This window comes from Pseudomonas cremoris (assembly GCF_014230465.1).
In genome coordinates this window covers 473,688-500,073 of sequence record NZ_JAAXCY010000005.1, presented here as the reverse complement: position 1 = coordinate 500,073, position 26,386 = coordinate 473,688, and the positions used below count along the sequence as shown (strand labels likewise).

The following is a 26,386-nucleotide window of genomic DNA, read 5'->3' as shown; positions in this document are numbered from 1 at the left end:
TTATTTGATGCGGTAGTGGAAGGTATTGCGCACCGCCGGTACGGGAACGGGTTTGCCTTCAACGATCCTCGGCTGGTAGCGGAAGGTGTTCGCCGCCGCGAGTGACGGGCGCATGAACAGCGGATGGCAGCCGTCGAGCACCTTGGGGTTTTCCACGCGCCCCTGGGTGTTGACGGTGTACTCCACCGTGCAGTCGCCTTCGATGTTTTTGTCCAGGGCGCGCTCGGGGTAGTCCGGCGCCTCCTTGCTCAAGGGTTGGTATTGGCGGCTATCAAAAGCCGGAGCAGGCGCCGGGGCAGCAGGACGTGCGCGTTCAGCGGCCAGGCGCTCCTGGGCCAAGCGTTGTTGCGCCAATTCCTGAGTGCGCTGTTCGGCCGCCAGGCGCTCTTGTTGCTGCTCAGCCTTTTTCTCCTCGACGCGCTTGCGGGCCAAAGCGGCTTTTTCGAGTTTTTGCGCCTGGATCTGTGGATCGACTACGGGTTTGGCGGGGGCAGGAGCGACGACAGGCTCCGCTGGCGGTGCTGCAACGGCCACCGGTTCGGGCACGGGTGCCGGTGCCGGCGGCAGCATCACCAACTGGGTGTGCATCACCCGAGGCGCTTCAGCCACCGGTTTGTCCGTCGACCAGCCCAGCATCAGCGCGGCCAACACCCCCACATGCAGCGCCACCGCGACGCTGGCGGCCAAGCTGTTTCTCCAGAACCCGGACGTGTCCCGGGGCGCCATCGCAAGCATTGGACTGTGCATGATCATCGCCGTCATTGCGGGGCCTCGGTCACCAGGCCCAGGTCTCTCACACCGCCTTTTTGCAACACCGCCATGGCCGCGACCACACGGCCGTAGCCGGCGTTGTCGTCGGCGCGGATATACACCTGGGTATCATTGCGCGCCGCCACCACCTGCATGACCTTGGTGCCCATTTCCTCCAGGCTTACGGCGCTGTCGGTCTGGTGCTGGGTGTCGAGCTCGCCGCCGAGGTTCCAGTAGTAGCCGCCGTCGGCCTTCACCGATAACGTGAGGATCTGCTGGCGGGTGTCGGTGGCCAGTGCCTCGGCGGCGACCTTGGGCAGCTCGATCTTCACGCCTTGGGTCAACATGGGCGCGGTGACCATGAAGATCACCAACAGCACCAGCATCACGTCGATGTAAGGCACCACGTTCATCTCGGCCTTGGGCCCGTGCTTGCGTTGCGGCCTGGTCAGCATGGTCTTGCTCCTGTTCAGGCGGCCACGGCCAGGTTGATCGGCGTACCGCGCAGGGTGCGATGCAGACGCACTTGCAGCTCATTGCCGAAGGCGTAGTAGCGCGTCAGCAAGGTCTGGCCACGGGCTGCAAAGCGGTTATAAGCGATCACCGCCGGGATGGCCGCAAACAAACCGATGGCCGTGGCGATCAACGCCTCGGCGATACCCGGCGCTACGGTGGACAGCGTGGCCTGTTGCACCTGGGACAACCCGATGAACGAATTCATGATGCCCCACACCGTGCCAAACAAACCGATATAGGGGCTGACCGAACCCACGGTCGCCAGGAATTGCAGGCCTTTTTCCAGCTCGATTTCCTGCTCGGTGATCGCCACCTGCAAGGCACGCTCCACACCCTCCAACACCGCCGGATCATGGCTGTGCAGTTGCTGGTATTCCTGCACGCCGGCGATAAAGATCGGCGCGATACCGCCCTCGCCCGCCTGCACGGTTTCGCGGTACAGGGGCTGCAAGTCGGGCGCGGAGCGAAAGCGCTGCACAAACTCATTCAACTGGCGTTCCAGGCGGCGCAGCACGCTGCCGCGCTGGATGATCAGGTACCAACTGGTCAGCGAAGCGAGCAGCAACGTGACCATCACCGCCTTGACCAACAGGCTCGCGTCACTGATCAGGCCCCAGATCGTCATATGTTCCATCGTCGCGTGCATGTTGAACTCCTATTCGAACAAAAAAGTGATGACCGGGTAATGACCGATCACGGCAAATTCAGCGTGCGGGTCACTTCGGCCCAGGGCACGAACTTGAAGTTCTGGGTTTGCTCAGGCATGCGCTTGCGCCCGTCCTGCACCACCAGCATGCCTTTGCTCCACGGCCCGCCAAGGTTGATCGCCGTGACTTCAAGCCCATCGGTTTCCGAAGCGCCATCGATACCGGCAGCGGCATTCAGGCCGACGCGAAAGGCACCGTGGGCAGCGAACGGCGGTTCGGCGTCCACCACTAGGTAGCTGTCGTTGCCTTGGCTGGAGATCACCAGGTAATCGCGCTTGTCGCTCTGGTACAGCGCCAACCCTTCCACATCCGCATGCAGCTGCGGCCCCACCTTGATCACGCTGGTGAGCGTGGCCGGTTGGTCTGCACGGGCATCCACTGCCCATACACCGACATCTTCTTCACCGATAAACAGGCGCTGGCGCTGGTCGTCGGCCACGCAGCCTTCGGGCTGGCTGTCGACTTTGAATTGGCGCACCAACTCACCTTGCACACGGCCGTCCGGCGCGCTCAGGCGGTATTGCAGGAAGGTGCCGTCCTTGTCATTGGCGATGGCGTAGATCTCGCCGCTGGCGGGTTGGAACAGGCAGATGCCGTAGATGGCCTTGAGGGGCGTCGGTACTTCGCCGGCTTCACGCAGCTCACCGGTGGTGCGGTCGATGCTGAACAGGCTCAGGCTGTTGTGATCACGGTTACTCGCCACGGCCAGGTCGACGATGTGCGTGCCGAACTTAAAGTTGGGGCGCACATCCACGTTATTCAGGCGGCCGACGGCCAGTTCCTGCAGCAGTTTGCCGTCGAGGTCGTAGGCAAGCAGTCCCTGTTTTTTGTTGGTGCCGAGCACGCGACTCTTCGACGGTTGCGTGGGGTGAATCCAGATCGCCGGGTCATCGGCGGCATCGCCCTGACGACCGACTGGGTCGGTCTGGCGCACGGCCGCGACTTCAGGAATCACCGGTTCGACCAGCACCGGCGTGGCCTGCCAGTTCAGCTTGCCCTGATAGAGCTTGCCGGTGTCGTCGTCACGGACCAGTACCTGCTGACCATTGATGCTCAGTTGTTCCGGCTCTTTAAGGCCTGGCAGGCTCAAGCTGGACTGCTCGGCCCAGCGCTCACCGGTTTGCTGGAACAGGTGCAGTCGGGCGGCCTTTGGATCAAGCGCGATCACACCGCCCGGCACCAGCGCCATGGCGCCAGCTTCGCGTTTTGGCGTGTCGAACAGTGCGATTGGCGTGCGTTTCACATCGGCCTCCGGGTGTGCCGGGTAGGCCCACCAGCCAACGTTTTCTTCATTCACCACCAAACGGTTGGCGGCATCATCCACTTGGCAGAACTGCGCCGAAGGTGGCAGCGGCAAACCGCGTACGCGCTGGGCTTCGTTCAACAAGGTCGCATCGTTGCCTACCAACCATTGCTCGCCTTTGCCCTCTTCTCCTACCAGGAACACAAACAGGTTGGCGGCGGCGTCGCGGTACAGGCACAGGCCGTTCACTGCGTAATCGCGGGTCGGCAGGTAGAGCGGTTTGCCGAAGGTTTTGGTCGACGGGTCAAGGCTGATCAGCAGGGCTTGCTGGCGATCGTTGTCGAGGCTGGCGACCAGTGCCTGGCTGCCTGCTGCACGGGTGTCGAGGCTGCTGAAGTTGCCTTTGAAGCGCGCCAGCTCGGTGCCTTTGACGTCCACCAGTTGCAGGCCGTCGCGGGGGCTGGCGGTGAGGCGTTGGTTAGTGTTCAGGAACGCCATGGCTTCGGCATTCAGGTTAGGTGCCCAAGGGGTCAGGGCTAAATCGGCGGCAACGGCATGACCACAGGTTGCCAATGCGATCAGCAGGTACAACTTGGAAATTCTCATGTACGGCTAAATCCTTTAAAAACAATGGAGATCCAATGTGGGAGCGGGCTTGCTCGCGAAAGCGGTGTATCAGGCGAAAAATCAGTTGGCTGACCCACCGTATTCGCGAGCAAGCCCGCTCCCACACTTGGAATGTGTTGAATTCAAAAATGAGTGAAGGTCAGGCCCAGCTTGTAGGTCGGGCCGTACTCCTCGTACTGGCCGTTGTAGCTGCGGTGGCCGGTGTAGACGAAGTACGACTCATCGGTAAGGTTCTGCGCCTCGAAGCTCACTTGCAGGTTCTTGGTCAGTGAATAGCGCGCACTGAAATCGACGAAGGTTTGCGCATCGACGTGCAGGTCATGGGCCTTGTCGTTGATCGAGGCCAGCTCGTACAGGTAGGCCGACTTGTAGTTGGCCGATAGGCGCAGGCTGAGCTTGTCGTCTTCCCAGCCGAGCATCAGGTTGCCGACGGTGTCCGACTGGTTCGGCAGGCTGATGTTGCGCTTGCGGTTCGTGCCGCTGGCACTGTCGAAACCTTCGATATCCGCGCTGGAGCGGCTGAAGGTGGTGTTGGCGCCGACCAACAGACCGTTCCATGGCGCCGGCAGCCAGTCGAACTTCTGTGAGTAGGCCAGTTCCAGGCCATAGAGCTTGGCGCTGTCGCCGTTGGCGTAGGTGTGGGCCTCGGAGAAGTTGATCCAGGCGCCGGTACCGGCCAGGTCGGTGTTGTAGACGAAGTTCTTGATGTCCTTATAGAACACGAACGCCGACACGGTCCCGGCGCGGCCCATGAAGTGCTCGATGCCCAGGTCCAGGTTGCTCGACTCCAGGGGCTTGAGGTCCGGGTTGCCGAAGGTGGCTTCGTCATCGTCGATCACAAAACCCGGTGCCAGTTGGCCGAACGTCGGGCGCACCACGGATTTGGTCCAGGCTGCGCGAACCTGGGTGTTCTTGTCGATCTGGTAGCGTGCATGCAGGCCGGGCAGCCAGTGGTGGTAGCGGCGCTTGGTTTCGGTGGCGGTGAACACGCCATCGGTGGCGCCGGTGCCCTTGGCATCGAACTCGGTGCCTTCGTAACGCAGGCCAGCGATGAAGCGCCAATCGTCGACGTCGATGGTGTTCATGAAGTAGCCGGCGTTGATGTCTTCGCGGATGGTGAAGTCGTTGACCCGCGACTCGGTCTCGTCATAGAAGTCCGCAGCGTTGAGGCCGCCGATCAACTGCTTGATGCTGCTCGGGCTGATGCCGGGGCCGAAGTTGCCCAGGCGATAATCGACGCTACCCTTCTGGAACTGGGTCAGGTTGAGTTGGTCGGCGCTGAACCCCAGGGTATCGAAGTCCTTGTAGGTCCAGGCTTCCAGGTCGTTGCTCTTGTGGCGCCGGCTGACTTTGCCGCCGAACTTGAACTGGGAGGCGTAGCCGCTAAGGTCGTAGTCGCGGGCCAGGTCCAGGCGCAGGTTTTTCTCGGTGTCCTTGGTGTTCTGTTTTTCCCAGTCGACTTTGTCGAGGGTGAAGTTGCTGGCGTCGTAGAAGCCTGCGCCGATGATCGGGCGCGGCTTGCCGTTGTCGTAGAAACCGCTGTTGGCAAAGTCACCGCCATCAAAGGTCGCCCCGGCGATATGGCCCGGGCTGTCTTCGCTGGACTGGCTGTAGCCGGCCTGGCCACTCAGAGTCCACAGGCCAAGCATGCGTTCGCCGCCGAATACGTAGGACTGGATTTCCTGGGTTTCTTCGCGGTTTTTCAGCTTGCACTTGGCCTCGGCATCGCCCAACTCTCCGGCTGCCAGCGGGTCGGCAAATTCGATGCTGGTGGAGTTGCGGGTTTCGGTGTCCTTGTAGCGGCTGTAGAGGGTGCGCAGGTAATAGCTGCTGACATCATCCGGTTTGTAGTCGAAGTTGAGGCCGCCACCGGCGCGCTCGCGGCTGATGTCGTAGTCGCGTTGTTCGAACTCATTGAGCTTGGCGCCGTTTGTGAAGTCCCAGGCGCCGCCGGTTTCGACGTTGTCCGACCCGAAGTCGCGCTTCTGCCAGCTCAGCGCGGCAGCCACGCCGAAGTTGTCGATGCCGTCGCCGAGGCTGAAACGGTTACTGGCCGCGCCGGAGAATTTCGGGCTGGTCTGGTGGGTGTTCTTGTCGTAGCTGGCTTCGCTGCTGCCGGTGTAGAACAGGCCTTTGTGATCGAACGCCGAGAGGCTTTGTACGTCGACAGTACCGCCGAGGGAGTTGGCGTCCATGTCCGGGGTCAAGGTCTTGATCACCGACAGCGACTGCACCAGTTCCGATGGCAGCACGTCGAGGGCCACGGCACGCCGTGCGCTTTCCGGGGCCGGTACGAGCGTGCCGTTGATGGTCACGCTGTTGAGGTCCGGGCCCAGGCCCCGCACGCTGACGAAGCGCCCTTCGCCCTGGTCGCGCTCGACGCTGACACCCGGCAGGCGCTGCACCGCTTCGGCGACGTTTTCATCCGGCAACTGAGCCACACCGTCGGCATGCACCACACTCTTGATGCTGTCGGAGGTGCGCTGTTCTTTCAGCGCCGAATCGATGGCGGCCGCCTGGCCAACCACCTCGACATGCTCGGTGGTGGCCGCCTCGGCCGCATTCAATCGCTCACTGGCAATCGCCAGGGCCAAGGCGGTAAGCGTGAAGCTGACGAACCCGGTGCGCTTGTACATGAAATCCTCCCCAAGAATCCGTTGGCGCCAGGCAAGGGGCCCGGCAACTGGGAGGGCAAGCTAGGGGTGGGGGATGACGGTTCTGTGAAAGGGGTTGGCTGCAAACCCCGTAAACCGGGGTTTTGAGCCGGCTCGAGTGTACAAATGAGCTGAAGTGACCTCGGCTAAAATGTGGGAGCGGGCTTGCTCGCGAATGCGGTGTATCAGTATCAGGTGTGTTGACTGACACACCGCATTCGCGAGCAAGCCCGCTCCCACATTTGACCGGTGTTCTCCTGTGGATTGTGTTTATGCCGTGAGCTGATTCGACCCTCCCCCACCGTCACGCAACGGTCACATCGATCTGCTGTGCTGGCGCCCATCGCTTATTTGCCCAAGGACTCGCGGCCATGTTTTCCGTGCTCAAACCCCACCGCTGGAAACTCACCCTGCTGCTGATCGCCGCCAACCTCGGGCTGATCCTGCACCTGGCCTGCGGTAACCTCAAAAGCGTCAGCGAGTGGGAATGGCTGGATATCTTTGGCGAAGGCGGCTCGGCGCTGCTGGCCTTGGTATGGCTGGGCCTGGTGCTGAAAAGCCGCCCCGCCGGACGCGTCACCAACTACCTGGCGTTGGGCCTGTCGTGCATCTTCTTTTCCTGGTGGATCGACAGCCTCGACGAGTTCATCCGCCTGCCCGACAGCATCACCTGGGACCACTGGCTCGAATCCGGACCGATGCCGGTGGGCATGATCCTGCTGACCATTGGTATCTACCACTGGCACCGCGAGCAACTGGCAATCAGCGCACAGATGGAAAAGCGTGAGCGGCTGTTCCGTGAACATCGCTTGTTCGACAAACTCACGCCACTGGCCGGCGCCGACTACCTCAAGCGCCAGTTGGCCGACAGCCTGCAAGACAGCCGCGACCAGCAGCAACCGCTGTCGTTGCTGGCCCTGGACCTGGACAACTTCGCGGCCATCAACCAGGCCTACGGGCATGCCGAGGGTGATGCGGTATTGCAGGCCCTCAGCCATTTACTGCTGCTCAATCTGCGCCGCCAGGACTTGCTCTGTCGCTTGGCGGGCGACCGCTTCGTGGTGCTGCTGCCCAACACCGGCGAACGCCAGGCCCAGGTGCTGGCGTTGGAGTTGCAACAGGCCGTGCGCGCCCTCGCCCACAAGACCCGCCAGCAAGGCGAACGCCTGCAACTGGGGGCGACCACCGCCGTGGTGATGGCCTTGGACGAACCGCCTCAGGACCTGCTCAAGCGCCTGAACCTGGCGCTGGCCAAAGCCAAGCAACCTCTCGCGAAAATCGCCTGAGATGGCCGTGAAAACCAACGGGTATGAAGCCGACAGCCGCTTCATCCCGGGGCACTACCAGCCTGCCACCTTGATCGACCTGGCCTTGTCCCGGGACATCGACAGCCACCGCCTGCTGCGCGGCACCGGGCTGTTTCATGAAGACATCCTGGCCGGCACAGCGCGGCTGAGCCCGCGGCAGTTTCTGGCCTTGATCGGCAACAGCCGCAAGCTGTTGGACGCCGACGACAGCAGCTTCCTGTTCGGCCAGCGCCTGTTGCCGGGCTATTACGGTGCGGCCAGCCATGCGTTGGGCCATGCGCAGAATTTGCATCAAGCGCTGGAAATCCTGATCCAACAACAGGTGCTGCTCAGCCCGTTGGTCACACTGCAATTGGAGTTGGATGAGCACCACGCTTACCTCTACTGGCTGGACAGTTGCGGGGCTGGCGAACAGTGGCGCTTCCTGCTGGAAGCGAGCATGACCTCACTGGTTGCCATGAGCCAATGGCTCAGCGGTGAACGACTGCCCTGGGCGTGCAGTTTCAGTCACCCCGAGCCCCGCTACGTCGAGCAGTACTGGGTACATCTGGGGGAAGAGACCCGCTTCGCGCGCCCACTGGATGTGATGTGCATCCCGCGTGAATACCTTACCCGCCCCTGGCCGGGCGCTTCGGCCACCGCCGGCCAGGTGGCGCGCCAACAAGCCCGCGAGCAAATTGAACAGTTGGGCTTTGCCAGCAGTTTTCTCGACGGCCTCTACGACTACCTGCGCGAGCAAGTACGCCAGCCACCCAGCCTGGAACAGGCCGCGCACGCCTTCGCCATGAGCCCGGCCACCCTCAAGCGCAAGCTGCACAAGCACGACACCGGCTTTCAGCAGCAGGTGGACCGGGTGCGCAAGCAAGTGGCGTTGCACCTGTATCAGGTCAAGGGCTACAGCAATGATGAGGTGGCGGCGTATTTGAACTTCAGCGATGCGGCGAACTTTCGGCGCTCGTTCAAACGCTGGACCGGCAGTACTCCAAACCTGATCCGCCAGTTGTTCAACAGCCGCTAGCCAGGCGCTCGCGCAGGAACTCCACCAGCGCCTGCACCGGCCGCGAGCTCTGCCGGTGTTGCGGGTACACCGCCGACAGCGTCAGGTCTTCGGGGGCGAACTCATCCAACACACTGACCAGGCGCCCGTCCTTCAACGCATCGCCGACGATAAAGGTCGGCAAGTACGTCACGCCTAGACCGGCAATCGCCGTGTCGCGCAGCAGATCACCGTTGTTCACGCGCATGCGCCCACTGACACTCAACGCCTGCAACTTGCCCTTGAAGCGCCACTGCACCTGGCGGCCATGGCCGTAAGGCAGGCAATCGTGCTCGGCGAGGTCGTCGGGTTTTTGCGGGGTGCCGCGCAGGGCCAGGTACTCGGGGCTGGCGCAATACACGCGGGGAATGCTGGCGATGCGGCGCGCAATCAAGGTGGAGTCTTCCAGGGTGCCGATGCGCAACACCAGGTCGTAGCCTTCGCCGATCAGGTCCACGGGGCGGTCGCTGAGATCGACTTCCACCGACACCTGAGGGTGGCGCTGCAAGAACAGCGGCAACAGGCAACCCAAGTGGGCCATGGCAAACGACAGCGGCGCGCTCAGCCGAATGGTGCCGCATGGTTCGCTGTTCTGGCCCGCGATGCCCTGCTCCACTTGCTCGACTTCATTGAGCAATCGCAGCGCGGATTCGTAGTAACTCTGGCCCAGTGGGGTGACATCCAAACGACGCGTGGAGCGGTTGAGCAGGCGCACGCCGAGGCGCTCTTCCAGTTGGATCAGGCGGCGGCTGACGAACTGCTTGGACAGGCCCAACTGTTCGGCGGCAGCGGTGAAGCTGCCGGACTCCATGACCTGGCAGAACAGGCGCATGTCTTCAAAAGGGTTCATTGTCGCTTCTCGGTGGACATTTGTACGGTTGTATAACGGGTTCGTCGCAACACCACAAACCAAAATGTGGGAGCGGGCTTGCTCGCGAATACGGTGGGTCAGTCACTTGATCTGTTGACTGACACTCCGCATTCGCGAGCAAGCCCGCTCCCACAGGGGTATTTCGCAGTTTTCTAGAACGCGTTACTTGGCCGTAAACGCCGAGTAGCTGTTCATCAGGTTGCGGTAGTTCGGGATGCGCGGCGACAGCAGGTTGGCAAGGCCTTCCATGTCGTTGCGCCAGTCGCGTTGCAACTCGCAGGCGACGGCGAACCAGTTCACCAGTTGCGCACCGGCAGCGGTCATGCGCGCCCAGGCCGCTTGTTGCACGGTTTCGTTGAAGGTGCCGGAAGCGTCGGTAACTACAAACACTTCAAAGCCTTCTTCCAGCGCGCACAGGGTCGGAAACGCTACGCAGACGTCCGTCACCACACCGGCAATGATGATCTGCTTGCGACCGGTCGCCTTGACGGCCTTGACGAAATCTTCGTTGTCCCAGGCGTTGATCTGGCCAGGACGGGCGATGTACGGCGCGTCCGGGAACAGTGCCTTGAGCTCCGGAACCAGAGGGCCGTTAGGGCCGCTTTCGAAGCTGGTGGTGAGGATGGTTGGCAGGTTGAAGAACTTGGCCACATCGGCCAGGGCCAGCACGTTGTTCTTGAACTCGTTCGGCGAGAAATCCTGTACCAGTGAGATCAGGCCAGTCTGGTGGTCGACCAACAGGACGACGGCGTCATCTTTGTTCAAACGGTTGTTAGCCATGGTTCAGCTCCTTACGGGGGTTTGAGTAATCAGAAGGCAAAGCACGAACAGCCGAACGCACCCCAGAAACCCTGGAAGTCGCTGACCGGCACGCTGGAAAGGCGGGCTTTTTCGTGGCTGTGTGAATGCACGCCGCACGGGCCGCTGCATTGGTGTACTTGAGCTTGCAAAGGCGAGCTTGGGCGCCAGTGCCCCGGCACCTTGACCACCGGCGACCAGTCCGGCAGCACCGGCACGCGCGGTGGTGCGTAATCCTCGAAATCGCCGGCGCCGTAGACCACTTTGCCGCCGACCACAGTCAGTACCGATTCGATCCACTTGATGGCCTCTTCATCGACACTGAAGAAATCCGCCGAGAGCGCGGCGACGTCGGCTAATTGTCCGACCTTGATCTGGCCCTTCTTGCCCTGTTCGGACGAGAACCAGGCGCTGCCATGGGTGAACAGCTCCAGCGCGGTGAGTCGCGGCAGGCCCTCCGCATGCAGCTCCAGGCCGCCGACGGTGCGGCCGCTGACCATCCAGTACAGCGAGGTCCACGGGTTGTAACTGGAGACCCGCGTGGCATCGGTGCCCGCCCCTACTGGCACGCCTTCGGCAAGCATGCGCTTGATCGGCGGCGTGGCTTCGGCGGCCTTGGCGCCGTAACGCTCCACGAAGTACTCGCCCTGGAACGCCATGCGGTCCTGGATCGCAATACCACCGCCAAGCGCCCGCACGCGCTCGATGTTTTTCGGCGTGATGGTTTCAGCGTGGTCGAAAAACCACGGCAAGCCATTGAACGGAATATCGCGGTTGACCTTCTCGAACACGTCGAGCATTCGGGAGATGGACTCGTCATAGGTGGCGTGCAAGCGGAACGGCCAGCGCTGCTCCACCAAGTGGCGTACCACCGGCTCCAGCTCCTGCTCCATGGTCAATGGCAGGTCCGGGCGCGGTTCAAGGAAGTCTTCGAAGTCGGCGGCCGAGAACACCAGCATCTCACCGGCGCCGTTGTGGCGCAGGTAGTCATCGCCCTGGTGCAGCTTCACGCTGCCGGTCCAGTTCTGGAAGTCGCTGAGCTCTTCCTTGGGTTTCTGGGTGAACAGGTTGTAGGCGATGCGCACCGTCAACTGTTCGTCCTTGGCCAGTTGCTCGATCACCGCGTAGTCATCGGGGTAGTTCTGGAACCCACCACCGGCGTCGATGGCGCTGGTGAGGCCCAGGCGATTGAGTTCGCGCATGAATTGGCGGGTCGAGTTGACCTGATACTCCAGTGGCAGTTTCGGGCCTTTGGCGAGGGTCGAATACAGGATCATCGCGTTCGGACGCGCCACCAGCATGCCGGTGGGGTTGCCGTTGCTGTCACGCACGATCTCGCCGCCCGGCGGGTTCGGCGTGTCCTTGGTGTAACCCGCCACGCGCAGGGCAGCACGGTTGAGCAAGGCACGGTCGTACAGGTGCAGCACGAACACCGGAGTGTCCGGCGCGGCCTGGTTGAGCTCTTCCAGGGTGGGCATGCGTTTTTCGGCGAACTGGAATTCGTTCCAGCCGCCCACCACGCGCACCCACTGCGGGGTTGGGGTGCGATCGGCCTGATCCTTGAGCATGCGCAACGCATCAGCCAGGGATGGCACGCCTTCCCAACGCAGTTCGAGGTTGTAGTTAAGACCGCCACGGATCAGGTGCAGGTGCGAGTCGTTGAGGCCGGGGATCACGGTGCGTCCCTTGAGGTCGATGACCTGGGTGCCACTGCCGCGCAGGGCCATCGCTTCACCGTCGGTGCCGACGGCGACAAAGCGCCCCTGGCTGATGGCGACGGCGGTTGCGCGCGGGTTTTCACGGTCCACGGTGTGGAACTGGCCATTGAACAGAATCAGATCGGCGTTCATAGGGTTTCCTTTACAGAGGCTTCAAGCCAGGGAGCGAACAGGCGGGTGGCCGCCGGCATCAGCAGGTAGACCACCAGCAACACGATGGTCAGGGTGACCAGGAAGGTGGCGACCACGTAGTTGGAGAGGAACGGATGCAGGCGCAGAATCGGGCCCCAGATGATCGGGACCAGCAGGGTCAGCGGCAGGATCACAAACAGGGTGACTACGGCCTGTTTCCAGCGTGGTGGCTTGGCGGCGTTTTCGGTTTCGGGGTTGAACCAGAACTCGTTGACGGCGCCGATTTCGGTGTTGTCGCCGTCGGCCAGCAGGGGGGCGGCTTCGTCGATCAGGGTTTTGCGCTCGGGGGAATCGAGCCAGGTTTCCAGGGCGTCGGTGGAGCGGTAGCGCAACACACAAGTGAACAGGGCCAGGCCGTTTTGCTTGCTGCGCACGACGTCGACGCCGAGGTGGCCGGGGCGCTCGCCGGCGATGCGTACGATGCGGCGCAGCCAGGCTTCGTAGTCGGCTTCGTGGCCTTGTTTGATGAGGTGTTTGACGACCAGGGTGACGACTTCGTCGGGGCTGGTGTTGGGTGCTGGGTCCATGGGGTGTGCCTCTGCTTCGAGATTTCAGCGATGAGGGGAGTTTGACGGGGGTGGGGTGGGGGGAATTGGATGTATGTGCTGTTTGAGGGGGGTTGAGTTGGGTTGGGTTGGGTACATATCCGATATTTGGGTAACGGCTGATTATGGTTCCGCTCTTACAGCGGCTCACTTTTGAAGAGCGCAAAAGTAAGCAAAACGCTTCGCCCCACCACTCGGCACCTCGCTTAGGCTCGGTGTGCCCTCACTCCGGCTTGAATCCGTGGGCCGCCGCCACGCGCCATCCATGGCGCGGGGCGGCTAACCCGGCGTCCTGCCGGGTTACCCACGGATTCAAGCCTGCGTTCGGCCAGCGTGGTTTAACGGGGCGCCTAAGATCAAGATCACAAGCCAAATCAAAAGCCAGAGCCAGAGCCAGAGCCAGAACAGACCGCTGTCTGCCTGATACATGGAGATCCAAATGTGGGAGCTGTGATCGACACACACTAACCGGTCGGCTCTAAGGCCGCCGCGCACTTCCAAAAGTGACCCGCCGTAAGGGCGGAACCATAGGAGGCCGTTACCCAAATAACGGATATGCACACCCACTACAAAACACGAGCCATATGCTCCCCAATCCTCCCCCGCAACCACCGCTCCGCTGGATCATTGTCATGCACCCCACTCCACACCATCGACAACTCCGCAGCATCAATCGCGAACGGCGGGTCTTCGGCGCGTAAGGTGGTGCCCTCGGTCAACGCACACGCCGCATAGTCCGGCACCGTCGCAATAATCTGCGTACCGGCCAACAACGCCCGCAGCCCACTGAACTGCGGCACGGCCAACACCACCCGCCGCGCCCGGCCAATACGTGTCAGGTCCAAATCAATGTTGCCGCTCAAGTCCCCCGAAAACGACACCATCGCATGGGGCCGCTCACAGTAATCATCCAGCGTCAGCGGCTCAGAGCCGTCGTCGCCGCGCAGTACCTTGCAGGGGATGTCCCGCAGTTTCTTGCGCTTGGCATTCGCCGGTAATTCCGTGGTGTAGCTCACCCCTACCGAAATCTCGCCACTGGCCAGCAACGTCGACATCAGCAGGTAATTGGCGCGGCGCACCACCACGACAATCCCCGGGGCTTCTTCGCGCAGTTGGCTAAGCAGTGGCGGGAACAGGCCAAATTCGGCGTCGTCAGACAGGCCGATGCGGAACACCGCGCAGCTGGTGGAGGGGTCGAAATCCTTGGCGCGACTGACGGCGCCCGAGATGATGTCCATGGCCGGTTGCAATTCCTTGAGTATCGCCAAGGCACGTGGCGTGGGCTCCATGCCCCGCCCGTTGCGCAACAGCAACGGGTCGTCGAACAGGTCGCGCAGGCGGCCCAGGGCCGCGCTCACCGCCGGCTGGCCCATGAAAAGCTTTTCGGCAACGCGGGTCAGGTTCTTCTCGAACATCAGCGCTTCGAAAATCACCAGCAGGTTCATGTCGACGCGGCGTAGGTCGTTGCGGTTCATGGGGCTATCCAAACGGTTGGCAAGTGCACAGAAAAGCACGCCAGACGCTGCCGCGATTGCACCGCTGTGCTGTCTTTTCGGTGACTGCACCTGGCGAAATTAACAACGATTAACTCGTCAGCCAGGCGGTCAGGCGCCAAGAATGTATCGGTCTACACTGCATCCATTCACCGGGAACGCTCCCATCGACTGCGGACATCCGTCATGGCCCGACTTGAACTCAAGGCTCCCCGTTTATCCGCTACCGGCGGCCTATGCCCCCGGCGCGAGCGTATCGCCAAGCAACTGATTCAGGCCAACCTCGGCGAAAGCCTGGCAATTGCCGACCTGGCCCAGGCCTGCGCATTGTCGCGCAGCCATTTTTCCCGCGCGTTCAAGTGCACCACCGGGCTGTCGCCTCAGGAGTGGATACGCCAACAACGCATCCAAAGGGCCAAGGAGCTGATCACCGGTTCCGCCCTGAGCCTCACGCAAATCAGCCTGGAGTGTGGATTTTGCGACCAGGCGCACTTCTGCCATATGTTCACCCGCAGCGAGGGCGTCAACCCGATGACCTGGCGAAATCACCACATGCGTCACAAGCCTCACGTGATCGCGGCCTAGTGGTACACCTGCACCTGGAATATGCTTGCCCGATCCTTTCCCAGAGCATGGGCAACCATGAGTGACCTCAGCGATCAGGCCGTGCAGTTCGGCCCTTACCGCATCCATCCGCGCCAGCGCCTGGTGCTGGAGGCTGGTCGCCCGTTGCGCCTGGGACGACGGGCGGTGGAGATCCTGCTGATCCTGTTGGAACAGGCCGGCAATGTGGTGAGCAAACAAGAGTTGATCGCCCGCGTCTGGCCGAAAAGCGTTGTGGAAGACGGCAACCTGCGGGTGCACATGGCGGCGTTGCGCAAGGCCTTGGGCGATGGCCAGGCCGGGCAGCGCTATATCGTGACGGTGGCCCAGCGTGGCTACAGTTTTGTGGCGCCACTGAGCATCGAACCGATGAGCCTACCCAACGACGGCGCCCCATCCAGCCAGGGGCACAACCTGCCCCTGCGCCGTACGCGGATGATCGGTCGCCAGGCCCTGATCGACAGCCTGGTACAGCAATTGCCCGAGCGCCGCTTTATCACCCTCACCGGCGCCGGGGGGATCGGCAAGACCACCGTCGCCTTGCGCGTGGCGGAACTGCTGATTGGGCATTACCGCGACGGCATTCGCCTGTTGGACCTGACGCCCCTCAGCACACCGTCGATGATCCTGCCTAATCTCGCCGCCCTGCTCGACCTCACCGCAGTCGAGCATGAACCTCTGGCGACATTTGCGCGCAGCTTGCAAGAGCGCCAGTTATTGCTGGTGATCGACAACTGCGAACACTTGCTGGACGACATCGCGCTGATCAGCGAAACCTTGCTGCGCCACGCGCCCAAGCTGCACATCCTGGCCACCAGCCGCGAAGCATTGCGCGCCGAGGGTGAACATGTGCAACGCCTCGACCCCTTGGCCTGCCCGCCCGCTACCGGCAATCGCGCCCAGGCGCTCGGTTACCCGGCCCTGCAATTGCTGGTCGAACGGGCAATGTCCCAGCAGGACAGCTTTGAGTTGAGCGAGGCCGAACTGCCGCTGGCGATTGATATCTGTCAGCGCCTCGACGGCATTCCCCTGGCCATCGAGTTGGTAGCGGCGCAGATCGAACGCTTCGGCTTGCCAGGGCTGCTGGTGCAGATGGAAGACAACTTCCGCCTGCTGACCCGGGGTCGGCGCAGTGCCCTGCCCCGTCATCAAACCTTGCGCGCCACGCTGGACTGGAGCTTTGAGCTGTTGACGGCATGCGAGCAAATTTGCCTGCGCCGCCTGGCGGTGTTCCGGGGTGGGTTCAGCCTGGCCAGCGCGGCGGCGGTGATCGCCGGGGAGCAGATTGCGCCGACTGAAGTGCTGGGGTCCATCACGCAGCTGGTGGCCAAGTCCTTGCTCAATGTGGAGGCCGGCGATGACGAGATGGTCTATCGCCTACTGGACATCACCCGCACCTACGCCCTGGAAAAACTCAGTGTTGCCGACGAACTCGCCATCACCCGCGAACGTCACGCCGAGCGCTGCCTGGCCCTGATGAACCAGGCGCAGGACGATTGGGAAATCACCGCTACGCAGGTGTGGATCGACCGCTACGCAGCGCTGCGCGAAGACATCCGCGCCGCCCTCGATTGGGGCCTGGGCGACGGCGGTGTGCACCTGCTGGGCATACGCCTGACCGTCAGCGCCATGCCGTTGTGGCAGGAACTGTCGCTGCTGCGCGAACACGGCCTGTACGTGGGCAAGGCCCTGTTGCGCCTGGGGCAATCGAGTGCACCGAGCCAACGCTTGCATATGGCGTTGCAGTTGGCGCTAGGCAGTTTTTCCTACCACGCTCAGGGTGGCACGCCGCAGACCATCGAGGCCTTTACCTGCGCCCGGCGCTTGGCGGAAGCCGGCAAGGATTTGGCTGGCCAACTGCGCGCGGTATCGGGCCATATGGCCGTCAACCTGTGCTGTGGCAACTACCGCGAAGCCTTGGCCCAAAGCCTGCATTTCGACCAACTGGGCCCCCAGGCCGAGCCGTTGCTGGCCCTCAGCGCCCAACGTTTGCGCGTACTGGCGCAGCACTTTGCAGGCAACCAGGCGCTGGCGCAGCACAATGCCGAACAGGTGATCCAGCGCATGGCCCAGAGTGGTCATCTCAACCGGTTCACCCATGGCTTTGGCGTGCAGTACGACCAGAGCGTCGCCTCGTTGACCATCCTTGCGCGCATCCTGTGGCTGCGCGGCTTTCCGGAGCGCGCCTGGCGTACCGCAAGCCAGGCATTGGAACTGGCGCTGCAGATCAATCACGGCACATCGATTTGCTACACCCTGGCCCTGGCCGGGGTGGTGATCCCTCACTACAACGGAGACACCGCCACCGCCCGCGACAACCTCGACCTGTTGTTGCAACAGGCACAGAAGCACTCGGCGCAATTGTTCCAGACCTGGGCGCGCTGCTACGAAGGCACGCTGCAGATGGCGGATGTCCAGGGGTTGGGATTGGTCGAAGATACGTTGGTGACGTTCAATGCCATCGAGGTACAAGACGCGGTTTTCGAACGTGCCAGAAACGGTGTGGCGGGCTGGTGCACTGCGGAGATCCTGCGGGTGCGCGCCGATGGCATGGCCGATACCCGTGCCGCCGAGGCGCTGCTGCTCGAAGCCCTGGGCCTGGCGCACCAGCAAGGGGCGTTGGCCTGGGAGTTGCGTTGCGCGACGTCGTTGGCCCGGTTGTGGCAGCGACAAGCACGCCTGCAGCCGGCGCGTGATCTGTTGAGTTCCGTGCATGCACGGTTTACCGAAGGCTTTGCAACCCAGGATCTAATAAGCGTACGCAGCCTGCTCGACGAGCTGCAAGACAAACGGCCGGCCTGAAAACGGCCCCAGGTAATGCCCATACCCTTGCTGCAAGCGCGCCACTTGTGCCGGGTCACGCAAGTGCGCCAGCGCATAGCAGCGCACGCAATTGAGCAGGCGATAACGCGCCTCACCTGGCCCCGGCTCCAGGCTCAGCAGCGAGGTGTTCACCAGGCGACCCAGCAAATAGGCCAGGTCGGCGTGTTCCAACTCCGTACCGGCGACCAGCTCACTCAAGGTGGGCAAGGTCACCGCCATCTTGAACAAACTCAATTGCAGGAACAGCCAGCGCTCCGGCAGGCTCAGGCGCTCGTAGGTCCAGTCCAGGGCGGCCGTCAGCGATTGGTGACGCTCCACCGCCGTGCGCCGCCCCCGGGTCAGCACTTGCAAGCCTTGGCGCAATTGCAACTGCAAGCCACGCACACCCAGGGCATCCACTTGGGCAGCCGCCAGTTCGAGGGCCAGTGGGAGTGCGTCGAGGCGCCGGCAGATATCCCGCAGGGGCGCCAAGTCCTGGGTCCGCAATGCAAAACCCTGTTGGCTGGCAGCCGCCCTTGCGACAAACAATTGCACCGCAGGGTAAGCCATCGCCTGCTCCACGCTGCTCAGCGCCGACGGTGCGGGCACCGCCAGTCGAGACACGCGCTGTACCCATTCGCCGGCGATCTGCAACGGTTCGCGACTGCTGATCAGCACGCTGACCTGGGGGGCTTTTTCACGCAGTACGCGCAGCAAGTGCCGGCAGGCGCCGAGCAGCAGGTCGGCGCCGTCGAGCACCAGCAGTAATTGTCGGTCGGCCAATTGGCGAGCCAATTCAGTGGCGCTGCCGCTGGGTTCCAAATGCAACGCGGCGGCCAGGTGGCGCAGCATGCTCATCGGCGCGTCCACCGTGGCCAGGTCAACCCACCACACGCCGTCGCGATAACGCGGCAATACGCGTTCGGCCAGGGCCAGGGCCAAGGTGCTCTTGCCCACGCCAGCGCAACCGGTGAGCGTCAACAGGCGTTGCCCTGACAGGCGCCGCACCAGCACGCCCAACAACGCGTCACAGCCGATCAGCGGGTTGAGCCGCGCCGCCAGGTTATGCCGGGGTGTCACGTGCTGGATCGCCCCCTGCACAGGCGCAGCAAAACAGTAGCCGCGCTGCGGGTCGTTGAGGATAAAGCGCGGGCCTTCAAGGGCGCGGCGCAGTGCGGCAATGTGCACCCGCAGGTTGTTCTCTTCCACCACGCTGTTCGGCCAGACCCGCTCGATCAACGTGACCTTGCTGATGAACTGCCCTGGAGTTTCAAGCAGCACGGTGAGGATATCCAACGCCCGCCCGCCCAACGGCACCGGCCAGCCTGCCTTGCTGACCAGCCGCTGTTGCCGGTGAAAGGCATAGGCACCGAAGCGCACCGTGCCATCAGCGTCAATCGCCTGAGGGTTGTTCATGTGTGCAATCGCGCTGAAACGCCCGGCCTTGGGCGTTTGCGCATCCTTTTCCATGGGCTTGCAGCTATCTTGCCAGCTAGCGATGACAGGACAATGCTGGCACGGGGAGCGACACGGACATTCGGGGGTGTGAGACGGACATCCTGTCGTTAACTGAACTGTTGTCGGTATTGGGTGGGGTTAAGGCCGAGCTTCTCACTGAACAGAAAGCGCATATAGCGCACGCTGCCGAAGCCTGCGTGGAACGCCACGGTCTTGAGCGGCAGGTCGGTGGTTTCCAGCAACTGGCGGGCACGGTCGATGCGTGCGCCCTGCAGGAAGGCCATGGGGGTCATCTGCACGTCCTTGGCAAACAGCCGCGCAAAATGGCGCGCGCTCATGCCGGCCAGTTCGGCCATGGACTCAATGGTGAACGGTTGGTCGAGGTGCGCCAGCACATGGTTTTGCACGCGGGTGATCGCGGTTTCCTGGGGCGCCACCGCAGCGGTCATCGGGCTGAACTGCGCCTGGCCGCCCTGGCGCTTCATCACCACCAGCAGCACCTTGGCTACGTCCACCGCGACTTCCTTGCCGTGGTCCTGGGCCACGATCGACAGCGCCAGGTCGATGCCTGCCGTGACCCCGCCCGAGGTGATCAACCGCCCATCTTGCAGGTAGATACGATCGGTCTCGACGATAGCCTTGGGAAACGCCTTGATCAGGCGTTCGGTGTAGTGCCAATGGGTGGTCACGCGATGACCGTCCAGCAGCCCGGCGTGGCCCAGCACAAAGGCGCCGGTGCAGATAGAACCAAAGCGCCGCGCCCTTGGCGCAGCCGCCTTGAGCCAGGGCAGCAACGCCGGGTGGCATTCGTTATAGGCGCCGGGGCCACCGGGTACCAGTAGCAGGTCGTAGGCGCCGTCGGCCTGGTCCAACAGCAGGTCGGTCTGCACCACCACGCCGTTGGAGGCGCGCAACGGCCCAGGTTCGGTGCCTAGGGTGAGGATCTGGTAATGCGCGGCCGCCGGCAGGTAGCGGTTGGCGATGGAAAACACTTCGAGCGGCCCGGCCATGTCGAGCAGGAGGAAGTCCGGAAACAGCGCCATGGCCACGGTTTTCATAGGGCAAAACATCCATAAATAGAAAGAAGCTCAGGGGGCAGCCCGAGCATTATGGCACGCCTTTTATTGTCAACTATAAAGGGACAGTTATTCAGATTTCATCTTCTTAATGAATTTTCTGATAACCATTAATCTTCTTCTCAACGCAGGAGCCCTGCATACCGCAGCCCGCTCCCACTTGAGGACAAGACCATGCTGACCCTTCGCCAAGCTTCGGAACGCGGCGCCGCCAATCACGGTTGGTTGAAGTCGTTCCACACCTTCTCGTTCGCCAACTACTGGAACCCGAAAGAACAGGGTTTTTCCGACCTGCTGGTGATCAACGATGACCGCGTGGCGGCCGGCAAAGGCTTCGGCCAGCACCCGCACCGCGACATGGAAATCTTCTCCTATGTGCTCGAAGGCGCCCTGGAACACAAGGACACTCTTGGCACGGGTTCGGTGATCCGCCCTGGCGATGTGCAACTGATGAGCGCCGGCAGCGGCGTGGCCCACAGCGAGTTCAACCACAGCCAGACGCGTGGCGTGCACTTCCTGCAAATCTGGATTGTGCCCGCCGAAGCTGGCGCCGAGCCGCGCTATCAGCAGGAACATTTCAGCGAGGCACAGAAACGTGGGCGCTTGCAGTTGATCATCTCGCCAGACGGTGCTGACGGCTCCCTGAGCGTGCGCCAGGACGCAAGGGTGTACGCCGGCCTGTTCAACGGTGATGAAGCCGCGACCCTCGACCTGCCGCCCGACCGCCATGTGTACATCCATGTGGCCAGCGGCAGCGTTGAAGTCAACGGTCAGCGCTTGCAGGAAGGCGACGGTGCCCGAGTGCGGGATGAGCGCCAGATTCGCCTGAGCCAAGGCACGGACGCTGAGGTGCTGGTGTTCGACCTGCGCCCCCTGGAATTGCCGCAGATGCCGTGACCGTCCCTGCGATAGCCCGCCAAAACGGGCTATCGCTGGCATCGATAGTCACCATCAGCCCAATGAAGTTCTCTAAAAAAATGCAACGCGTAACATCAAACCCATACCCAGCGGCACCCCACTAAAACACTCGGAGCACACTCTCATGAAACGCCAAATCTTGCTTAGCCTCGCTTTCTCGGTACTCGCAGCCAACGCATTTGCCCACCCTGTTGTCGCTGAAGGCGGCGCGGATCGTCTGATGGAAAGTCGTGTTGCCGAAGGCGGTGCTGACCGTCTGCAAGGCAACCGTGTTGCCGAAGGTGGCTCGGATCGTCTGCTGGAACGTCGTGTCGCCGAAGGCGGTGCCGACCGTCTGCAAGGCAACCGCGTAGCCGAAGGTGGCTCGGATCGCTTGCTGGAACGTCGTGTCGCCGAAGGTGGTGCTGACCGTCTGCAGAGCAACCGCGTATAACCCCGCAGTGTTTGCGGGGCACCCCAAACCGGCCTGATCAGCCGGTTTTTTTTCGCCTTTCATTAATGCAGGTCGCGGTCCACCCACAGCACAGCCTTGCCGATCTGTTGCCGCGCCTCGATGCGTTCATGCACCTGCTGCACGGTGTCGAGGGTGTAATGCCCTTCGATCTCCACGGTCAACGCCCCTTCAAGCATCGCCGCAAACACCGCATTGGCGCGCCGTTGCACCGTGGCGCCGTCGGCCATATGGTCGGCCAGTCGCGGGCGCGTCAAAAACAATGAACCCGCTTCGCCCAGTTCCATCGGGTCCAGGTCGGTCAGCGACCCCGAGACATTGCCGTAATTGACGATCAGGCCCCGTGTGCGACAGGCGCGAAAGCTGTCTCGCAGGGTGCTTTTGCCCAAGGAGTCGAACACCACGTCCACACCTTTGCCGTGCGTGGCGTCGAGCACACGGTCGGCAAAGCGCCCATCGTCGTAGGTCCAGGCCTGGTGAGCGCCACGTTGTTGCGCAATCGCGCATTTTTCAAGGGTGCTGCCAGTGGCAAACACGGTCGCCCCCAAATGCCGAGCCATCTGCACCAGCAACTGGCCGATGCTGCCGGACGCCGCGTGCACCAGGCAACTGCTGCCGGCCTGCAATCGTGCGACATCATCGATCAGGTAATGGGCGGTGCAGCCTTGAAACATCGCCGCAGCCGCCTGATCGAAGGCGATGGCGTTGGGGATCTGTGCGATTTTTTCGACCGGCACCAGTGCGTATTCGGCATATGCGCCCCAGGCAATGCACCAGGCGACCCGATCGCCCACGGCCAGATGGCTGACGCCGTCACCGATCTCCACCACCACCCCCGCGCCCTCCATGCCCAAGGTGCAGGGCAGACGCACCGGATAGGTCACTGAATTGGCATATTTGCCTTGGCGCGTATGGATATCCATGAAATTGATGCCGGCGCACGCCACTTTGATCAGCACATGCCCCGGCCTGACCTGAGGTTTGGGCAGGTGCTGGCGCACTTGAACAACGTCTGGACCGCCGTAGGTTTGCAGGGTGATGGCTTTCATCGCGGGAACAACTCCGTTTGCACTGGAAAGCGCACATGGTAAAAGGACGCCTTCAGACGGAAAATTCCCCATTCAATCCCACCCTCCGTGCGGAAATAACCCGATGTTCGACTGGCAAGACTTGTATTACTTCACCGTATTGGCCCGCACCGGGTCACTCTCGGCCGCTGCCCGTGAGTTGCAGGTGGAACACGCCACCGTCGGACGCCGGGTGAATGCTCTGGAAAAGGCCCTTGGCGTCAAATTGGTGGACCGCCTGCCCCGCAGTCGCCCACTGACCGCCCAAGGCCTGGCACTGGCCGGGATGGCATTTGGCATGGACGAAATGGCCACCCAGGTGTTGCGCCTGTCGCGGCTCGCGTCCATCGAAATGGCCGGCACGGTGCGGGTCAGCTGCCCGCCGTCCATTGCCAATTACTGCATCGCGCCCCATGTGGCGCGTTTACGTAGCGACTACCCGCAACTGAACCTGGTGTTGATGCCATCAACCCAACTGGCCGCACTGGATAAAGGTGAGGCGGATATTGCGCTGCGCACGCTGCGGCCCGATGAAGACGCCTTGGTACGCAGAAAGGTCGGCGTGGTGCGCTTCGGGCTCTACGGGCCATCGACGTACGAGCAGCTACCGGCTGAACAATGGAACTTCATCGCCTACGACAGCAGCCGCGATCACCTGCCCCAGCAGGCCTGGTTGCACCAATTGCGCAGCCATCGCGAGATCGCCTTTGCCGCCAGTGAGCTGATCACCCAGCAGATGGCAGCCAGGGCCCACGTTGGCGCAGTGGTATTGCCGACGCTGGTGGGCGATCACGACCCGTTGCTGGTGAGGTTGCCCACGGCAACCGAAGGCCCCTTGCGCGATATCTGGCTGACGGTGTACCCCGATATGCGCCGCTCACCGTTGGTCAAAGTAGTGATGGAATTCCTGGTGGCGTGCATTGAGGCCGAGGTGCAGTTACGTCGCTGAATTAACACGGAAAAAGCGCGAGCACCAAGCGCCATAGCCTGCCCTTGCTTGTCCTTAACATCAGAAGGGTTAAACCCGGATATGCCAAAAAATCGTTTGAGATAAAATACTTATCGAGCACTAAAAATTTGCACTAGCATATGTCTTAGTCCGTGCAATCACATTCCTAATAGTGCCCGCCGCCTGCCCTCTCCGCTCGTAAAAACAAAGTGGCCAATGTTAAAATTTGTCACGTTTTAGCGTATTCAATTCGATTAGTATCTAAACGCTAGCAGCGATTGAACTGACGGCCTTGCATGCCGGAAAAGGGAGTAGGGTGATGCATTTTTCCAACGTCCTCGCTATTGCACGGACTCAATCGAAATCGGAGGACTTTCGGGCGCTGATAGTTGGCACTGTAGCGAATAATTTAAAAGTCGATACACGCTGCTACGGACAACTAATTGACGCCAAAGAAATCCACGGAAATTACCGCGCCATCATTATAGAAATTGACACACCCTCCGCCAGCCATCAAACCCTTGACATAATAAGAAAGACCAGAGACGAACACCCTGGCTGCACTATATTTGTTGTAGTGACCTTTGCCTCCACGTTGAGTAAAACCAAGTACTACTTGGCGGGAGCGGACTATTGCATCCAGGTAGTCGAAAATGCGCCTGAAACAAAGCTGAGTTTGTTCGATGCCTTTCTCAGTGAAAGTGCACGCCTGAACGAAGGCAGCCTGGTGTTGGATCAGGACCGGATGTGTATTCATGGCGATGGTAAAAAGTTGGAAATTTCGTTTGTCGAAATGAAAGTACTTGAAGCGCTTATCCATAACCGCCTGCTCAGTCACAACGAAATTGCCGGCATCATGGGGCTCAATACCAAATATTACGACTCCAGGGCCCTGGAAAAGTCCATCAGTCGCTTGCGCAGTAAGATCAAGGCGCACTATGGCGGCAATATCATTCAGAACATCCGCGGTTATGGATACAAACTGAATCGCGGCCTTATCTGCGCGGGCCATTTCCAACCGGTCAAGGAGAGGTCGCACCGTGAATAGCGAGAACGCCGTCCCTGCAGACACTGCACATTTGAGCCTCACGCGGCAGGCTATCGTCGAACGCAACCACGCGTTATGGGGTCACGAAGTGTGCATTATCGGCGAACCACTGGAACACGCCTATAACGAAGCGTTGCGCCACATAAGTCCACGCCGCAAGACGTCCAGCAGCGCGAGCCAGACGTTTTTGCGTGTCGATCAATCTGTCTTGATGAATGAAAACTTCATCAAGCAGATTATTCAGGCCGCCCGAGCACTGGAGGAACACACACAGTTGCTCACCCTCAGTATCGATAACCCCCTGGATGCCCTACCCGGTCCGGTAGAACGCCGGACCATGGTGCGCCAACTCTATCGGCTGAAGGATCAATGCGATGTTCAATTGGCTTTCAGCAACTACCGACTCGACACAAAGCAGGCGGACCTGTTGGTCGACCTCAAACTCTACGACTTCATAAAAATGCCCTTCCCCGACTCCGCCCTGCGGCTGAGCCTGAATACCCGCTCCGATCTGTTCGACCGGCTCTACGACCGCATGCTGGAGCTGATCAGTGCGACCCGGGTGCGCTTCATCGCCGACAATGTCGAGTTCGACGACAGTGCACTGCTGGCTAAAAATTTGCCGTTCGAATACTTTCAGGGCGGCTACTACTCCCCCGCTGACCGTTTATAACAACTGCACTTCCCATTTATTGGTGGACGCTATGAGCTCACTCAAGAAATACACCTTCACTCCGACACTTCCCGCGATCGCACTGAAGGACTTCACGCCCAATGCAGAGTTGTTCCACTACGAATTAACCGTGCCAACCCGCACCGATACGCCAGACAAAAAACTGGTGTTTTCCCATCTGCACATCACGCTGGGTGACCAGCAACAGGTCACCCAGCGGATGAACACTTATGTGATCACGCACTCCCTTACCCTGCCCTCGCACCCCTTTAATGCAACGCGCAAAGAATCAAAAACACCGATCGATCGCCTCACGAATAGCCACACTCCCCCTCAGGACATCAGCCCGGACAGAACTCAATTACACGCCCAGGACTTCTGGCTGCTGACCCAACATGACCGAACACTGGTCAAAGGTGGGTTGCGCATTTCGTTGACCAGTATCGAGTCCGCGCTGATCAAAAAGATGCTGCACCACGAAGAGCGCGTGGTCAGTAAAGATGAACTAATCCGTAACATAGGGCGCGAACCAGAACAATACCGTGGGTTGGAGATGTGCTTAAGTCGACTCCAAGAGAAGTTCAAACGCGCTAACGATGGCGAGCGTCTTTTCCGTGCCGTACGCAATCGCGGCTATTGCCTTACACAAAAAATAAAAAAACCAATCGACCTTAACCCATCCCGCCGTTAAAACAAAAAAACTATAAGCAATGCGGACACTACTGCTCACCCTGCCTATCACCCAACTCTATTACCTGCCCATTTATAACATCCCCTCTAAAAGATGACGCCACGCTTGTTATAAGTCGTCAGCCACTGCGCCCTGTCGTTCATTACTATCACTGGGCACGCGCGTGCGCGTGCCTGTTGTTTTAGTGCGGTTA

The 26,386-nt window shown here is 61.2% G+C and carries 22 protein-coding genes and 1 pseudogene; 10 read left to right on the top strand and 13 right to left on the bottom strand.

Annotated features, from left to right (window positions below; translation table 11 throughout):
- From HF257_RS15495 to HF257_RS15475, 5 genes are all read right to left on the bottom strand, one after another.
- On the bottom strand, positions 1-762 hold the full coding sequence (locus HF257_RS15495) for an energy transducer TonB (RefSeq protein WP_185706978.1): 762 nt from the start codon (positions 760-762) through the stop codon (positions 1-3).
- On the bottom strand, positions 759-1,205 hold the full coding sequence (gene tolR / locus HF257_RS15490; protein WP_185706976.1) for a protein TolR: 447 nt from the start codon (positions 1,203-1,205) through the stop codon (positions 759-761). Before tolR ends, HF257_RS15495 begins: the two co-directional genes overlap by 4 nt.
- 14 nt (positions 1,206-1,219) lie before the next feature.
- A complete protein-coding gene (tolQ, locus tag HF257_RS15485; protein WP_185706974.1) occupies positions 1,220-1,912 on the bottom strand; it encodes a protein TolQ in 693 nt (230 codons plus the stop codon).
- Positions 1,913-1,959: 47 nt separating this feature from the next.
- Positions 1,960-3,822, bottom strand: coding sequence for a phytase (locus HF257_RS15480; protein ID WP_185706972.1), 1,863 nt, complete (start codon positions 3,820-3,822; stop codon positions 1,960-1,962).
- A gap of 143 nt (positions 3,823-3,965) precedes the next feature.
- Positions 3,966-6,479: a TonB-dependent receptor gene (locus HF257_RS15475; protein ID WP_185706970.1), complete on the bottom strand. Its 2,514-nt coding sequence runs from the start codon at positions 6,477-6,479 to the stop codon at positions 3,966-3,968.
- 389 nt (positions 6,480-6,868) lie between these two features.
- Here HF257_RS15475 and HF257_RS15470 point away from each other — a divergent pair, with 389 nt between their 5' ends.
- Both HF257_RS15470 and HF257_RS15465 read left to right on the top strand, forming a co-directional pair.
- Positions 6,869-7,783: a GGDEF domain-containing protein gene (locus HF257_RS15470; RefSeq protein ID WP_185706968.1), complete on the top strand. Its 915-nt coding sequence runs from the start codon at positions 6,869-6,871 to the stop codon at positions 7,781-7,783.
- Position 7,784: 1 nt separating this feature from the next.
- A complete protein-coding gene (locus HF257_RS15465; RefSeq protein WP_185706965.1) occupies positions 7,785-8,822 on the top strand; it encodes an AraC family transcriptional regulator in 1,038 nt (345 codons plus the stop codon).
- Here HF257_RS15465 and HF257_RS15460 read toward each other — a convergent pair.
- From HF257_RS15460 to HF257_RS15440, 5 genes are all read right to left on the bottom strand, one after another.
- On the bottom strand, positions 8,809-9,690 hold the full coding sequence (locus HF257_RS15460; protein WP_185706963.1) for a LysR family transcriptional regulator: 882 nt from the start codon (positions 9,688-9,690) through the stop codon (positions 8,809-8,811). The two genes, HF257_RS15465 and HF257_RS15460, sit on opposite strands and share 14 nt — an antisense overlap.
- Before the next feature lie 183 nt (positions 9,691-9,873).
- Positions 9,874-10,491: an isochorismate family cysteine hydrolase YcaC gene (ycaC, locus tag HF257_RS15455; RefSeq protein ID WP_185706960.1), complete on the bottom strand. Its 618-nt coding sequence runs from the start codon at positions 10,489-10,491 to the stop codon at positions 9,874-9,876.
- A gap of 29 nt (positions 10,492-10,520) precedes the next feature.
- Entirely contained in the window at positions 10,521-12,359 is a 1,839-nt protein-coding gene (locus HF257_RS15450) for an amidohydrolase (protein WP_185706958.1), read from the bottom strand.
- Positions 12,356-12,946, bottom strand: a complete 591-nt coding sequence (locus HF257_RS15445) for an antibiotic biosynthesis monooxygenase (protein WP_185706955.1) — start codon at positions 12,944-12,946, stop codon at positions 12,356-12,358. The genes HF257_RS15450 and HF257_RS15445 overlap by 4 nt, the downstream gene beginning before the upstream one ends.
- Positions 12,947-13,530: 584 nt before the next feature.
- The gene (locus tag HF257_RS15440; RefSeq protein WP_185706953.1) at positions 13,531-14,439 is read right to left on the bottom strand and encodes a LysR family transcriptional regulator; all 909 of its coding nucleotides are present in this window, start codon (positions 14,437-14,439) and stop codon (positions 13,531-13,533) included.
- A gap of 204 nt (positions 14,440-14,643) precedes the next feature.
- On the opposite strand from HF257_RS15440, the gene HF257_RS15435 reads away from it, so the two are divergent.
- Both HF257_RS15435 and HF257_RS15430 read left to right on the top strand, forming a co-directional pair.
- On the top strand, positions 14,644-15,042 hold the full coding sequence (locus HF257_RS15435; RefSeq protein WP_185706951.1) for a helix-turn-helix domain-containing protein: 399 nt from the start codon (positions 14,644-14,646) through the stop codon (positions 15,040-15,042).
- A gap of 57 nt (positions 15,043-15,099) precedes the next feature.
- A complete protein-coding gene (locus HF257_RS15430) occupies positions 15,100-17,862 on the top strand; it encodes an ATP-binding protein (RefSeq protein WP_185706949.1) in 2,763 nt (920 codons plus the stop codon).
- Here HF257_RS15430 and HF257_RS15425 read toward each other — a convergent pair.
- Together HF257_RS15425 and HF257_RS15420 are read right to left on the bottom strand one after the other, a co-directional pair.
- Positions 17,809-19,332 (bottom strand): winged helix-turn-helix domain-containing protein, encoded by a 1,524-nt coding sequence (locus HF257_RS15425; RefSeq protein WP_185706947.1) that lies wholly within the window; start codon positions 19,330-19,332, stop codon positions 17,809-17,811. The two genes, HF257_RS15430 and HF257_RS15425, sit on opposite strands and share 54 nt — an antisense overlap.
- A 95-nt stretch (positions 19,333-19,427) precedes the next feature.
- The gene (locus tag HF257_RS15420) at positions 19,428-20,378 is read right to left on the bottom strand and encodes a GlxA family transcriptional regulator (protein WP_185706945.1); all 951 of its coding nucleotides are present in this window, start codon (positions 20,376-20,378) and stop codon (positions 19,428-19,430) included.
- A 192-nt stretch (positions 20,379-20,570) separates the two neighbouring features.
- Here HF257_RS15420 and HF257_RS15415 point away from each other — a divergent pair, with 192 nt between their 5' ends.
- Both HF257_RS15415 and HF257_RS15410 read left to right on the top strand, forming a co-directional pair.
- Positions 20,571-21,293: a pirin family protein gene (locus HF257_RS15415; RefSeq protein WP_185706943.1), complete on the top strand. Its 723-nt coding sequence runs from the start codon at positions 20,571-20,573 to the stop codon at positions 21,291-21,293.
- Positions 21,294-21,438: 145 nt separating this feature from the next.
- Positions 21,439-21,744: pseudogene (locus tag HF257_RS15410) on the top strand (hypothetical protein); the annotation flags it as partial.
- A 65-nt stretch (positions 21,745-21,809) separates the two neighbouring features.
- On the opposite strand, the gene HF257_RS15405 reads toward HF257_RS15410, so the two are convergent.
- Positions 21,810-22,814, bottom strand: a complete 1,005-nt coding sequence (locus tag HF257_RS15405; RefSeq protein WP_185706939.1) for a quinone oxidoreductase family protein — start codon at positions 22,812-22,814, stop codon at positions 21,810-21,812.
- Positions 22,815-22,917: 103 nt separating this feature from the next.
- Between HF257_RS15405 and HF257_RS15400 the strand changes: the two genes are divergently transcribed.
- The 4 genes from HF257_RS15400 to HF257_RS15385 all read left to right on the top strand — a co-directional run bounded on the left by HF257_RS15400 (position 22,918) and on the right by HF257_RS15385 (position 26,193).
- Positions 22,918-23,781 carry a LysR family transcriptional regulator gene (locus HF257_RS15400; RefSeq protein ID WP_185706937.1) on the top strand — a complete coding sequence of 288 codons (864 nt, stop codon included), beginning with the start codon at positions 22,918-22,920 and terminating at the stop codon, positions 23,779-23,781.
- 319 nt (positions 23,782-24,100) lie between these two features.
- A complete protein-coding gene (locus HF257_RS15395; protein WP_185706935.1) occupies positions 24,101-24,829 on the top strand; it encodes a winged helix-turn-helix domain-containing protein in 729 nt (242 codons plus the stop codon).
- Entirely contained in the window at positions 24,822-25,502 is a 681-nt protein-coding gene (locus tag HF257_RS15390; RefSeq protein ID WP_185706933.1) for a hypothetical protein, read from the top strand. Before HF257_RS15395 ends, HF257_RS15390 begins: the two co-directional genes overlap by 8 nt.
- Positions 25,503-25,533: 31 nt before the next feature.
- Positions 25,534-26,193: a winged helix-turn-helix domain-containing protein gene (locus tag HF257_RS15385; RefSeq protein WP_185706931.1), complete on the top strand. Its 660-nt coding sequence runs from the start codon at positions 25,534-25,536 to the stop codon at positions 26,191-26,193.
- Positions 26,194-26,386: the final 193 nt, after the last annotated feature.